Annotated in this window: 6 protein-coding genes; 2 read left to right on the forward strand and 4 right to left on the reverse strand. The window is 71.7% G+C overall.

What is annotated here, in order from left to right:
- Nucleotides 1-32 precede the first annotated feature (32 nt).
- Complete coding sequence (locus tag OHA19_RS04550) at nucleotides 33-6,929, reverse strand: SDR family oxidoreductase (protein WP_405753217.1); 6,897 nt, start codon at nucleotides 6,927-6,929, stop codon at nucleotides 33-35.
- A 401-nt stretch (nucleotides 6,930-7,330) separates the two neighbouring features.
- On the opposite strand from OHA19_RS04550, the gene OHA19_RS04555 reads away from it, so the two are divergent.
- The gene (locus OHA19_RS04555) at nucleotides 7,331-7,462 is read left to right on the forward strand and encodes a hypothetical protein (protein ID WP_405719709.1); all 132 of its coding nucleotides are present in this window, start codon (nucleotides 7,331-7,333) and stop codon (nucleotides 7,460-7,462) included.
- Nucleotides 7,463-7,839: 377 nt separating this feature from the next.
- On the opposite strand, the gene OHA19_RS04560 is transcribed toward OHA19_RS04555, so the two are convergent.
- Entirely contained in the window at nucleotides 7,840-9,276 is a 1,437-nt protein-coding gene (locus tag OHA19_RS04560) for a serine/threonine-protein kinase (RefSeq protein ID WP_405719707.1), read from the reverse strand.
- Nucleotides 9,277-9,590: 314 nt separating this feature from the next.
- On the opposite strand from OHA19_RS04560, the gene OHA19_RS04565 reads away from it, so the two are divergent.
- A complete protein-coding gene (locus tag OHA19_RS04565) occupies nucleotides 9,591-9,989 on the forward strand; it encodes a hypothetical protein (protein WP_405719705.1) in 399 nt (132 codons plus the stop codon).
- A 223-nt stretch (nucleotides 9,990-10,212) separates the two neighbouring features.
- Here OHA19_RS04565 and OHA19_RS04570 read toward each other — a convergent pair whose 3' ends face one another.
- Entirely contained in the window at nucleotides 10,213-12,285 is a 2,073-nt protein-coding gene (locus tag OHA19_RS04570; RefSeq protein ID WP_405749453.1) for a discoidin domain-containing protein, read from the reverse strand.
- 219 nt (nucleotides 12,286-12,504) lie between these two features.
- On the reverse strand, nucleotides 12,505-13,761 hold the full coding sequence (locus OHA19_RS04575; protein ID WP_405719701.1) for an MFS transporter: 1,257 nt from the start codon (nucleotides 13,759-13,761) through the stop codon (nucleotides 12,505-12,507).
- Between the last annotated feature and the right edge of the window lie 2 nt (nucleotides 13,762-13,763).

The following is a 13,763-nucleotide window of genomic DNA, read 5'->3' on the forward strand; positions in this document are numbered from 1 at the left end:
GGGACCGTGCCGGGGCGGCGCCACCACGACCGTCACCAGCCCGAGGCGGTGTAGACGACGGCGGTGGCGGACTCCTCGCCCCAGGCGAGCTCCCGCAGCAGCGCCGCGGTCCCCTCCTCCGGGTCGATCAGCCGGATGCCGCGGCGGGCGTACTCCCGGGCCAGCTCGGGCCCGATCATGCCGGTGTGATCGGCCGAGGGTGCCCAGGGGCCCCAGTGCACCGTCACCGCGCGCCGTCCGGTGCGGGCGGCGAAGGCCGCGCCGAGGGTCTCCAGCGCATCGTTGGCGGCCGCGTAGTCCACCTGGCCGCGATTGCCCAGGACAGCCGATATCGAGCCGAACAGCACGGTGAACGCGGGCGGTTCGGGCAGTTCCTCCAATGCGGAGAGCAGGGCGTCGGCGCCGGTCGCCTTCGTGGCGTAGACACGTCGGAAGGACTCCGTGCTCTTCTCGGCGATGAGCCGGTCCTCGATCACACCGGCCGCATGCACCACACCGTCGAGCCGGCCGTGCTCGGCATGGATCTCCTTCACCGCCTGCAGTACCGCGTCCGGCTCGCGGAAGTCGACCGATCGATAGCGGGCCCGGCCGCCCGATGCGGTGATCGCGGTCAGGGTGGCCGTGATCTCCCGTTGGGCGAGCAGCAGCTCGGCGGCGCGGTTGATCTCGGCCGGCTTCAGTCCGCCGCGGGCGGCGAGTGCGGCCCGCAGCTCGGCCGGGGTGCGTGCGGACGCGGTGTCCGCGGCCTCCGGACCGTCCGGGGCGGGAGTGCGGCCGAGCAGTTCCAGACGGCAGTGCGCGGCGTCGGCGAGCACGGTGGCGAACTGTGCGGTGATGCCTCGCGCCCCTCCTGCGAGCAGCACCACCGAGTCCTGGTCCAGGCCGAGCGCGGTGGCCTCCGAGGTACCCGCCCCGGCCGGTCCGGCACCCGTACTGCCGAGCACGCCGAGCGGCGCCGCCACCAGTTCGAACCCGTGCCGGCCTGCCGCCGTCCGCAGCACGACCGGCGTCCGGTCCGACGCGACGGCCTCGGCGACCACGGCGTGCGCGAGCGCGGACGGCGAGGCGTCGGTGACCTCGACGACCCGGGCCACCGTCTGCGGATACTCGTGCGACACGGTCCTGAACAGACCGCGCAGCCCCGCGGTCCGGGGGTCGGGCGCCGCGCCGTCGGCGGGCCGGACGGCCAGCAGCCACCTCGGGGCGCGTGCCAGGGCGGCCTTCAGTACGGGGAACGAGGCGGGCAGCAGGGGCATGTCGTCGGTGCCCGCGAGGGCCCCCGACCACAGCACACCGTCCACCTGGCCGTCGGCCTCGGTCAGGACGTGGTCCTTGGCCCGTACGCCAACCTCGGCGCCGTGGGACGCCAGGCGGGTGGCGACCTCGGGGGCGTCGCCGAGCAGGATCCAGCGGGTGCCCGCGAGAGCGGACGACAGGTCGGTGCGGGCGTCGGCCCGCTCGTCGAGAAGCACCGGGCGCAGGAGGTGCCGTCCGGGGGGCTCGGCGATGACCGCGTCCTGTCCGGGCTCCACCGCCGCCGGGGCGGCGGGCCGCTCGGCCGGTCCGCCCATCCGCGCGGTCAGCCAGTCGGTCACCGCGGCGGCCGTCCGGGCCTTCGCCAGTTCTTCCAGAGCGTCGTCGTCCAGCGCGGCGAGGTCGGAGCCGGCCCCGGCACCCAGGCGTCGGGCCAGTTCGCCCGCGATCTCCGCCCGCTTGATGGAGTCGATGCTGAGGTCCGCCTCCAGGTCGAGGTCGGGCTCGATCATGTCGACGGGGTAGCCGGTGCGCTCGCCGATGATTTCCAGAACGATCCGCTGGACTTCGGCCGCCCCGGCGGGTTCCGCGGCTGCCGACTCCTCGGCGTTGGCCGGCGTGCCGCGTTCCGGGTCCTTCATCGGCGGCTGCGCCGGGAGGAGTTGCGGAACGGCCTGGATCACCTGCGGGGCCGCGTGGGACGGGACGGACTGCGCGCCCGGGGCGGACCCGAGGTAGGTGAGCAGCACGTCCCGTTGGGCGGCGATCATCTCCCGGCTGGTGCGCAGGAATTCGGAGATGAGTGTGTCCTGGTCGGACGGGGCGCTGTGCGGGGAGTTCGTCGTCACAGTCGTCTCCAGGGTCTCCGTGACTCGTCGGGCCGGTGCGAGCGCACCGGTGAGGAGGGCGCCGTCGGCGGTGCGGACCAGTTGTCCGTCGACCGTCCATCCGGGGGTCTTCGGCGCCGGGGTACGTGCCGCGTCCACCGCGTCCCGGCCGCGCAGCAGCCAGCCGGCGCGCACAGGCAGCCCCGCGACGGCGAGCTCGGCCAGAGCGTCGAGCCAGCCGCGCAGGCCGCTGCCCGGCCGGGGTTCGCAGGCCACCGTGCGGTGCGGGCGGTCGCCGAGGATCTGGCCGACGAGCCGGGTCAGAACCGAGCCTGGGCCGGCTTCGACGAAGATGCGTGCCCCGGCCTCGTACATCGCATCGATCTGCTCGACGAAGGCGACCGGGGCACCGATCTGGGCGGCGAGTTCGGACCGCACCGCGTCACCGTCGGCGGCGTACGGGGCGGCCGTGCGGTTGGACCACACCGGGAACTCGGGCGCGTGCACCGGCCGGGCCGCGAGCGCCTCGGCGAACCGGTCTTGAGCGCCGGCGACCAGCGGGCTGTGGAACGCGCAGGCGACGGGTATGCGCTTGGCGCCGTGCCCGGCCGCGCGCAGCAGCCGGACGGCCTCGTCGACGGCGACCGTCGGTCCCGAGATCACCGTCTGCCGGGGCGAGTTGCGGTTGGCGACGACAACACTGTCCGGCGCGGACGCCGCCTTGAGCGCCTGTGCCACGTCCTCGGCGCAGGCCGAGACCGCGGCCATGGTCCCGGGGTCGCCGCCGTCGCCCTGGGCGGACTGCGCGGCCCGCAGGATCGCCGCCGCTCGCTCCGCGCTCAGTTCCAGCAGCGTCTCGGGGGTCAGCGCGCCGGCCGCGCACAGTGCCACCAGCTCGCCGTAGCTGTGCCCGGCGGCCATGTCCGGCTGCACGCCGGCCGCGGTGAGCACGGCGTGTGCGGCGAGTCCCGTGACGCCGAGGGCGGGCTGCGCCACTCGGGTGTCGGTCAGCGCGGCCCGCTGCCTCTCGCGCACGGTGTCATCGAAGGCGGCGGGCGGGTACAGGGTGTCGGCGTGGGCGCGGGCGAGCTCCAGATAGGGGCGCAGCTCGGGGAAGGCGACGAACAGGTCGGCGAGCATGCCGGTGCGCTGGCTGCCCTGTCCGGGGAAGAGAAATGCCACCTTGGCGCCGTCCACCTCGCCGGTACCGGCGAGGTGGATGCCGCGTGCCGCAGCATGCTCGCCGGGGTGGGCCAGGACCCGCCGCAACTTCTCGACCAGGTCGTCCACGTCCGTCGCCACGATGGCGACCCGGGCCGGGTCCCCGCTCGCGTCCGACCGCCGGGCCGCGCTGAGCGCGAGGTCCTGAAGCCGCCACGACCGGCCCTGGGGCTGAGCGGTTGTGAGGAGCTCCTCCATCGCCCGGCGGGTCGCGGCCTCGTCCCGTCCGCGGAACACGAACAGTTCGGCCGGCCAGGTGTCCAGTCCCCGCACGGGCGGTACGCCACCGGCGTGAGCGGCCAGCACCACGTGGAAGTTGGTCCCGCCGAAGCCGAACGCGCTGACTCCGGCGATCCGTTCCTCCGCGGGCGCCGCCCATGGCCGGGCCTCGGCGTGGAAGGCGAAGGGGCTGGTGTCCGCCTCCCAGGCCGGGTTGGGAGTCTCGACGTGCAGGGTGGGCGGCCGGACGCCGGTGTACAGAGCCAGCAGCGTTTTGATCATTCCGGCGAGGCCGGCAGCGCATTTGGTGTGGCCGATCTGCGACTTCACCGACCCGAGCACGCAGCCGCCCGGTCCCGCCCCGGCCTCGGTGAACACCTCGCTGAGGATGCGCAGTTCGGTGCGGTCACCGACGACCGTCCCGGTGCCGTGTGCCTCGACGAGACCGACTTCGGCCGGTGAGACGCCGGCGTTGCGATAGGCGCGCTCCAGCGCCGAGCGCTGGCCCTCGGGCCTGGGCGCGGTCAGACCGAGTGAGCGGCCGTCGCTGGAGGAGCCCAGGCCCTTGATGACGCCGTAGATCCGGTCGCCGTCCCGCTCGGCGTCCGCGAGCCGCTTGAGGACGACACAGGCGATGCCCTCGCCGAGCGCGATGCCGTCCGCCGAGTCATCGAAGGCGCGTGAGCGACCGGTGGGAGAAAGTGCGTGCACGGAGGAGAACAGGACATAGTCGTTGATGCCGTTGTGCAGGTCGGCGCCGCCGCACAACACCACGTCGGAGGTGCCGCCGGCCAGCTCCTTGCAGGCGACGTCCACCGCGGCCAGTGACGAGGCGCAGGCGGCGTCGACGGTGTAGTTGGCGCCGCCGAGATCGAGCCGGTTGGCGATCCTGCCCGAGATGACGTTGGCGAGCATGCCGGGGAAGGAGTCCTCGGTGAGTTTCGGGAGCTGGTCGTCCAGGCCCGCGGGGACGCGGCCGTAGTACGAGGGCATCACCGCCCGCAGTGTGGCCGCGTTCGACAGGTCGCTGCCCGCCTCGGCGCCGAACACCACGGACGTGCGGGAGCGGTCGAACTCCCGTCCCCCGTCGCCGTATCCGGCGTCCTCCAGAGCGCGCCGGGCGGCCTCCAGGGAGAGCAGCTGCACCGGTTCGGTGCTGCCGAGAGACGTCGGCGGGATGCCGTAGCGCAGCGGGTCGAAGGGGATGCGGGGCAGGAAGCCGCCCCACTTGGACGGGGTGGACTCTCCGTGGTGGACGGCCGGGTCCCAGCGCTCGGGCGGGACCTCGCTCACCGCGTCCACTCCGGCGACCACGTTCGCCCAGAAGGCAGGCAGGTCGGGCGCCTGCGGGAACATGCACGCCATGCCGACGACGGCGACGTCGAGCGGTGCGGGCGCGGCCGGCTCCCGCACCTCGTTCGCCGGGGCCGACTGCGCCGTCCGCAGGGCGAGATGCTCGGCGGCGCCCGTGGTCACCGACTCGTGCAGTGCCGCGACGGTCGTGGTCGCCGAGCGCAGCACGGCCACCTCGCCGGCCATGAACATCCCCTCAGCGAGCTGGCGCCGCTCGTCGACCGGAGTGAGGCAGCCGTCGACGGATCGGTCGACGCCCTTGCTGGCGATGCGCAGCCGGCCGACGTTGAGCCTCTCCAGCTCCTCCCAGATCCGCCGGTCCGGCACGCCCTCGGCGCGCAGCCGGGCCTCCTGGTCGCGGTAGCCGGCGGTGAACGGGCTCGGCACGCACCGCGTCGCGTGCCCCGGTGCCGACTCCAGCAGTGTGGTGCGCTCGGCCTCCAGAACCTGCTGCTGGAAGAGCGGCCGGACCGCCCCGCGGGAAACGGCCTCCTCGGTGAACAGATACGCGGTGCCCATCAGCACACCGACGGCCGCGCCGCGCGCGGTCAGGGGCGCGGCCAGAGCGGCGACCATCGCCGCCGAGCGCTCGTCGTGCACTCCGCCCGCGAAGAACACCTCGAGGTCTTCGGCCTCGTGGCTCTCCAGGAAATCCTCCAGGACGGCCAGTTGGGCCTCCCAGAGCGCGAAACTGCCGCGCGGCCCCACATGCCCGCCGCACTCCGAGCCCTCGAACACGAACCGGCGCGTCCCGGCTTCGAGGAACTGCCGCAGCAACCCCGGTGAGGGCACGTGCAGAAACGTCCGGATGCCGTCCTGCTCCAGGGCCTGCGCCTGGGACGGCCGCCCACCGGCGATGATCGCGTGAGTCGGCCGCACGTCCCGTACGGCCTCCAGCTGGGCCGTACGCACGTCCTCCGGCGCGAAGCCGAGGACTCCCACGCCCCAGGGCCGGCCGGCCACCGCGTCCCGGGTCTCGGTCAGCATCGTCCGCGTCCGCGTGCCGTCCGCCAGCGCCAGGGCGAGGAAGGGCAGTGCTCCGTCCGCTGCCACCGCCGCGGCGAAAGCGGGTCCGTCGCTCACCCTCGTCATCGGGCCCTGTGCGACGGGGAGCCGGGTGCCGAGCGCCCGGCTCATCGGTGACCCGGGCCGCAGCGCCCGTGCGGCCGAGTCGTCCCGAACGGTGCCCAGCACCGCTTCCCGCAGCGCGCGCACCGTTCGGCGCACATCGCCCCACCTCTCGGCGAACAGGGCGGCGAGGAAGCCGTCCTGCCCCACCGGGAGCAGCTGGGTACGAGGATCCCGCCCGCCCAGCAACGCCGCCGCCTCCTGCGGTCCGGCGCCCTCCGAGAGGCGCGGGGCGTCCGGGCCCCGCCGCAGCAGGACACGGTGACCGGCCCGCACGACGGTTTCCGAGCCGTCGATGGTGCGCAGCGCAGCGGCGACCGGTTCGGGCAGCGCCGACTCGGCGAGCAGCGCGAGCTGGCCGTCGAGGACGACGCCGGCCGCCCCGCCGGCCACCGCGGCGGCGGCCGTTCGAGGGCCGATGCCGCCGCACGCCCACACGGGCCGGGTCACCTCGGGCGCGGCGAGGAGCCGCTGGAGCAGGACGAAGGTGCTCAATTCACCGATCCGGCCGCCGCACTCGGTGCCGCGAGCGATCAGGCCGTGCGCCCCGGCGCGTAACGCCTCCCGCGCGCCCTCCAGGTCGGTGACCTCGACGAGTACGCGAAAGCGTGCCGCGAGCCCGGAGATCGTCCAGGCCGGACCTGCTTCCCCGGCCGCCGCTCCGACCGCGAGGACCACGGTGTGCGGACCATCCGGAGCCAGGTCGGCCGGGGTGAGCCCGCAACGCGCGTCGACCCGGACGCCGAAGCTGCCCGAAGCCGTGCGCCGCAATTGAGCGAGGGCCTCTCGGGCCCTCCGGTCGCCGGGCCCGAGGTCGAGCACACCGAGACCGCCGGCCCGGCAGACCGCCAGGGTGAGCCCGGCATCGGGCTCGCCTAACGGGGTCATGCCGATGATCATGTCTTCGGAACGCACAGCGGAGTTCATCATTCTCCGAATCAAAGGTGAGACTGCACGGTGGGGGGTTCTGTACAGACGAGGCGGCTCACCGGCTTCCTGCAGGGAAAAGCCCACCGCGGAACGCCGATATGAAGCGTGTGTTCGAAGCGGATTGAAAGGTAGTGGCCTGGTTACTCACCGGTCAAGGTTCAAGTGAGCGATCGGTAACCGTCTTTTTCGATCCCGTCGGTCGCGAGCGGAGGGCGAGGCGGGAGGAAAACGGCTGAATTCTTTTCCGACGAGGCATCGTTCACCAGGGCTGTTGCAACTTCCTTTACTGTGCGCCTGGTTGGGGATTGGCCGGTTGGGGTGCCGGCAGACCGGGCACGGGAATCCACTGCCGTCCGTCGAGGTGACCGCACACTTCCCCGCCCACCACGATCGGCTGCGTGTCGGGAGCTGTTGACGGCAACGCACTGGACCGGCCGGCGGGTGGAGCCACCTGGGCGATCCGTGACGAACCCGAACGAGCACTCGCACTTCCGGGCATCACCAACAAGCGGAAAATTCAAGAAATTTGATCGAGCTCGGCAAGGGAGAACCGCCGACCGGTCTCGCCGGCGAGCCGTCCCGGCGCTGCACCGAGTGATGTTCTCAGCAGTTGATTCGTGTCAGCCCGCCGAGATGATGAGGCGAATGGCCAGTACGGTGATGAGACTGTTGGAGGCCATTGTGGTAATGATCCGGCCGGCGCCGCCGGCCAACGTCCGGCCCAGCAGCGATCCGCAGCCGGTGAGCAAACGACCGCCGGCCGGCGAACGCGGCGAACGCGGCGAGGAAAAGCAGCGGCTTCCGAGCCGTCGCCACCCGCCATGAGCAGCGCGCCTGCGTCCACCGCGGTACCGTCACCCTCGCAACCCTCGCCATCGGGCTTCGGAGATGATCCGGGAATCAGCGCCTATGAGCCGTTGTGGTTCTCGGTGACGGGAACCTCGTGGCGGGCGGCGAACGAGCGGACCGTGTCGACCAGGGGCGCCGTGCCGGGGCTCGGGGCCAGCCAGGCGGTCCGGATTCGGATGGTTCCGTCCTTGCTTCTGCGTACCCACCGCGGCTTCAGGAATGCCTCGGGCAGCCGGTGACCCCGGGGCATCCGCACCGTCAGCACGGTGCCTCCTTCCTCCTGCCCGAACTCGACCGCATCGGCGTCGGACCAGCGCAGCACCGCGAGGTTCGTGGCGGAGCCGACGCCGATGCCGAGGTCGTTCACCACCAGTCCGTCCTTCTGGCTCAGCAGGCCGAGGATGCGCAGCAGCATCAGGAATGCGATGAACCCGGAAAGCACCCTCAGCCAGTCGACGGTGTGGAGCAGATCACCGCTGGCCGCGATTCCGGCGAACGCGAGCGTGATCAGCGCGTTCCGCAGCATCAGCGACCTCCGGCTTAGCCTGCTGCGGAGGTAGGAGGCGATCGGCTCGGACCCGGAGCGCGCGGCGGGGCGACGCCGGGCTGCGGCCTGCCCCGGTGGCCTGAGCTCGGCCGCCGGGCGGGGCCGAGCCGGCGCCGGGGGCGCGGGCCGCGGTGGCGCGGGTTCGCCGGGCGCCACGACGGTCAGGTCGATCCGGCCGGCACACGCGACCAGCAGCTCCTCGGGAGCGGGCCGCAGTTCGGGTTCCTTGCGCAGGCAGGCGACGACGAGGGGCCGCAGCTCCGAGGGGATCGCGGAGACGTCCGCCTCCTCGTGTACCGCGCGGTACAGCTGCCCGAAGATCTGTCCCTCCCCGAACGCGCTGCCACCCGCCGCCGCGACCAGCACCGCCCCCAGCGCGAACATGTCGCACGCGCCGGTGACCTCGAGGCCCTGGGCCTGCTCGGGTGCGATGAACCCGGGTGTACCGATGGCCCGCCGGTCGGCGGTCAGCCGGGTGCCCTCCACAGCGCGGGCGATGCCGAAGTCGAGTACCCGCGGCCCGTCCTCGGCGAGGACGATGTTGCCCGGCTTGAGGTCACGGTGGACCAGACCGCAGGCATGGATGGCCTGGAGCGCCTCCGCGAGCGCGGCGGCCAGTGCCCAGAGTCTCCGCTCGTCCAGCGGGCCGCGCCGGGCGACCTCGTCGGCCAGTGTCGGACCTTCGATGTAGGCGCTGGCCATCCACGGTTGCGGGGCGTCCGCGTCGGCATCGACAACTGCCGCCGTGTGGAAGCCGCCCACCTTGCCGGCGGCCTCGACCTCTTTGCGGAAGCGTTTCCTGAACTCCGGGTCCGCCGCGTACTCCGCCCTGATCACCTTGATGGCGACCGCCCGCCCGGCACGCGAGCGGCCCAGATAGACCGAGCCCATTCCACCACTGCCCAGCTCGCGCACGATCACGTACGTGCCGATGCGTCCCCCGACCACAGCACCCCCTCGGTATCGACGAAGGCCACGGGCTCTCCGCCTGTTCCGTTCACCAGCCGCGGGCTCGACAACCGACCCACGCAACCGCAGTATGTCGCCGGCGCGTCACGCCTGTCATGGAGGGAGTCGAGATGGAACCTGATGATCCGAACGGACCCGGGAACGGGCGGCACGAAAGGCGCAGCCGGGCGAGTGGCAATCCAGGTCCGGCCGGCGGCGGTGGCCCGGGGCAGGGGCGGCCCTGGGGGCCCGGGAGCCCCCCAGCCTCCTCCGGGGTCCCCCTGCCCGAACCGGTGAGGAAGTTACGGGTTCTGATGCTGATACTCGGCGGCATGCAGGCCGTGCTCGGGCTCGCCCTGGTGACCAACAGCGTGGCCATCGCCACGTCGATCTGGGGCGAGGGCGAGCCGAATCCGTGGGCCCGGACTCAGGGTGAGGCGCATTCGGGGCAGGTCGTCTTCGCGGGTCTCCTCGTGCTGGCCATCGCGGCCTGGGGCATCACCACCGCCCTCAAGTTCCCCACCCGCAGCCCCGGCCTGCGGACCTCGGCCTTCGCGTACGGCTGGACCGCCCTGCCCTTCACCCTGGCGTTCTACCAAGTGATGCCCATCCTCGGGATCGCGTGGCTGATACCCGCGATCCTCGCTCTCGTCCGGCCCAACCAGCCGGAAACCCGGGCGTGGTTCGGCGGACACAACAGCTCGGCACACTGAACATCCACACGTACCGGCAGCGAGGAGGAAGGACACCGGGCTCGGGCAGTCGCGGCTCTGCCGGTCAATGTCAACCACCCGCTCTGGACGGGGTGGTAGCCGTGGTGCCCGGTCGGCGGCGCCCCCGTGGCCGGCCCGCGGGCACCAGTTGGCGTGCCGGGACCGGCCGGATCGCAGGAGTTGATCCGGCCGGTCCCGGCCCGGGACACCGCCGCCGGTGCCGTCAGTCGCTGTAGACGCCGACCTCCTGGAGCGAGAGGCCCCACTGGGTGCCGCGCTCCAGGCCTTGGATCCGTACGTAGCGCGCCGGGGTTCGGGCGAACCACGCCGTGTCCAGGCCGCCGTCACCAGCGGCCGTGGACCATGCCGTCTGCCAGTCCTTGCCGTCCTGCGACAGCTCGATGCGGTACGACTTCGCGTATGCCGCCTCCCAGTCGACGGTGACACGCTTGACCGGCTTCACGGATCCGAGGTCGATCTGCAGCCACTGGTCGTCCTTCCACTCACTGGCCCAGCGGGTTCCCTTGTCTCCGTCCACGACCTTGCCGGGAGCGAAGCTGACGAACGGGTTCCACCACTCCGACGTGGACGCCGAGGCGGCCGCACCCGAGGCCAGGTTCTTCCCCAGCCGGTGCTTCTCGGTGTCCCCCCAGGTGGTGAGGTAGGACTCGGCGCCTGCGAAGAGGTCGTCCACGACCTTCTGGCCGCCGACGTTGCGGATGTCCTCGATCCAGTCCGGGACCATGCCGTAGTGCGCCGCACCGTCGGTGTTGAAGTTCCATGTGCGCTCGCCGGTGGTCTGCTTGTCGATCACCGAGCCGCCGTCCGTGCTGCGGAAGGGGTACTTCACCGGGTTCGGGGCGTCGCCGCCCCGCGGGGCCGGCCAGCCGCCGACGCCGTTCATGTCCGTGCCGTAGCCGTAGCCGACCTTGTACTTCTCGCGCAGCGCCTCCTTGGCCTTGGCCTCCGCACTGAACGGCCCGGCGACGCTCATGTACTGGGCGGCGAACCCGCCGAGCTTGTAGAGACGCTCGGTCCACCCCGAGTCCATCCAGCTGTGCGAGGAGATGGCACCCGGGTATGACTCGGACTCGAGGACCTCGAAGGCCTGGTCCGCGGCCTTGACGCTCATGTGGTCGAGCTCCAGCATCATGTGACGCTTCATCATCCCGCGCACCGCGTACTCACCCAGGCTGGTCAGCCCGCGGGTGTTGCACTGCGCGCCCGAGGCGTACGAGGGGACGGCCACCCCCTTCGGCAGTCGCTTCTCCGCCTCCGCCGCCACGGCGTTGCCGATGGGGTTGTCGTGCTGCGGGCCGCGGCAGGTCTCCGTCTTCCAGAAGGTGCCGGTCGACAGGAACTGGCCCACGTTGATCGCCGTACCGAGGGCGCCGGAGTCGAAGCGCACCCCGCACAGGGCGTTGTCGAACTTGTGGCACAGGAACATGCTGCTCACGCCCAGTTCGTGCAGCTCGTCCAGGCCTCGGTCGATGTCCTCCTTGCCGCACTGCGCGACGTCCAGGATCTGCTTGCAGCCGAACGGCTCGGAAGTCTCGACACCCAGGACGACAGCCAGCTTGCCCTGCTCGATGACCTCGCGGGCCTGCGCGCTGTTGGTGACGATCCGGAACCAGCCCTTGCCCGGACCGCCGTACATCTTGTCGATGAAGGCCTGCATGTCGTACGACTTCTTCGCCTCAAGACGGATGGCGGTCATCTCGTCGCAGCTGCGGTCCTTGAAGAAGTAGACCGAGCAGATCACGCCGTTGGTGACCAGGTCGTTGACCAGCACCCGCTGGCCGCCACGCCAGGCCCGCTCGATGGAGGCGTAGTAGTTCTGCTGGTGGGTCAGCGAGTCGTGGGCGGGCCAGTCCTTGAAGGTGGGCCACCCGACGGGGTCGTGCTTGCCGTCGCCGCCCTTGGTGATCATGTCGAAGATGGCGAGCGAGCCGTCGGGGTAGTGCTCGGGGCAGTCCTTGAGCGCGTCGGCGACGCCCTGCTCCGAGAACGGCTTGCCGCAGATCAGCCGGCCGCCGAAGCCCTCGTTGGACATGATGTGGTCGTGGGCGTCGACGAAGCCCCGTACGCGGCCCTGGGCGTCGGTGCCCTTGAAGGGCTCGCCCGTGACGTCGACCTGAGCGTCGGGCGCGGGCCGCGCGGTCGGCGTCCACCAGCCGGGGTCGGGCTCCGCCGCGGAGCTGGGCATCGGGCCGAGTACCAGGGCCATCACGGCGAGGAGCAGTGACACCACCGTGAGGGATCCGAGTCTGCGGCGCGGGGGTTGAACCATGGTCATCACTCACCTTGATTGACATGTGCACTCAAGTTACTGACGAGTTTTCAGAATCGCGATCGCCGTCGACGGAGTCAACGGTCCGGGCCGAAAAACATGAGAATTTCTCATCTTTGCTGAACTCATGCCCGGATGCGGTTAGTTGATGGTTCATCGCGTATCGGGAGTCGAGTGGCCCGGACGGACGGACGAGCCCGCCCGTCCTCCCATCCGTCCATCGCGTCAGGCCACGCTGTGGATACGATTGACGAGGAGGCCGCCGATGAGGATGACCAGGGCCGCGGTGATGTAGAGGCCGGTGTAGCCGCCGAGGTGGGCGATGACCGGCGAGGCGAGAGCGGGGGCGAGGACCTGCGGGCCGGAGTTGGCGATGTTGATGACGCCGAGGTCCTTGGCACGGTCGGCGGCCTCGGGCAGGACTTGGGTGACCAGGGCCTGGTCGACGGCGAGGTAGATGCCGTAGCCCGCACCGAGGACGGCCGCGGCGGCGAGGGCGGACGGCCAGGTGTGGATCAGGGCGAGCAGTACTGCCGCTGCGGTCATGACCAGCGAACACAGGACGACGAAGACCTTGCGGCGTCCGACGCGGTCGGACAGGACACCGGCGGGGATGGCCGTGAGTGCGGCGCAGAGGGTGTAGACCACCGTGAGGATCAGCACACCGGTGCCGGGGTCGCCGTAGTGGACCGCGTCGGCGAGGAAGTAGAACAGGTAGAGGGTGCCGAGGGCGTTGCCGAGGTTGATCAGGAATCGGGTGAGCCACGCCCAGCCGAAGTCGGGGTGCCGCCGGGGACTCACCCAGAGCGAGCGGGCGAAGGCGCGGGCGTCGAAGGCCGGACGCAGTGCCCGGGGCAGAGGCGGCTCGGAGTGACGCAGCACGAAGGGCAGGGCGAGTACCACGGTGAGCACGGCGAGGGTGCCGTAGCCGGAGCGGACACCGGTGATCAGCAGTGTGGTGATCAGCGCGCCGAGGACGAGGCCGAAGGACTGCATGATGCCGGTCCAGCCGGAGACCTGAGCGCGTTGGGTGAGCGGTACACGGTCGGCGATCGGGGTGGTGACCCCGGCCAGCATCGCGTTCAGGCCTGCCTGCGCGAGGCACCAGCCGACGGCGACCCCGGCCACGGTGTGCTGGGTGGCGGTGACCGACAACCCCGCTGCCCCGGCGAGGGCGCCGCCGAGGATCCAGGGCCGACGGCGGCCGAACCGGCTCGTGGTGCGGTCCGACCAGGCGCCGGCGAGCGGGTTGGCCAGCACCGCGACGAGCGCGCCGAGGCCGGTGACGAGCGAGAGCGCGTCGTTCTTGCCGTGCGGGTCGATCTGCTCCAACTGGAGTGGCAGCAGGATCTGAATGGGTGTCATGAACGCCATGAAGACGGCGAGCGTGGCCAGCGACAGGTCCACCGTCCAGCCGGCCCTGACCGGGACGGTGGATTCGGCGAAGACGGCGGCGTCGTCCGCCGCCGATACGTGGGACATGG

It is taken from the genome of Streptomyces sp. NBC_00012 (genome assembly GCF_045040875.1).
Taxonomy (GTDB): Bacteria; Actinomycetota; Actinomycetes; order Streptomycetales; family Streptomycetaceae; genus Streptomyces.

Excerpts from the sequence above, each read along its gene's own strand:
- OHA19_RS04550 (WP_405753217.1), bottom strand. The coding sequence starts at position 6,929 with ATGAACTCCGCTGTGCGTTCCGAAGACATGATCATCGGCATGACCCCG.
- OHA19_RS04565 (WP_405719705.1), top strand. The coding sequence starts at position 9,591 with ATGCTGATACTCGGCGGCATGCAGGCCGTGCTCGGGCTCGCCCTGGTG.
- OHA19_RS04570 (WP_405749453.1), bottom strand. The coding sequence starts at position 12,285 with ATGACCATGGTTCAACCCCCGCGCCGCAGACTCGGATCCCTCACGGTG.
- OHA19_RS04575 (WP_405719701.1), bottom strand. The coding sequence starts at position 13,761 with ATGTCCCACGTATCGGCGGCGGACGACGCCGCCGTCTTCGCCGAATCC.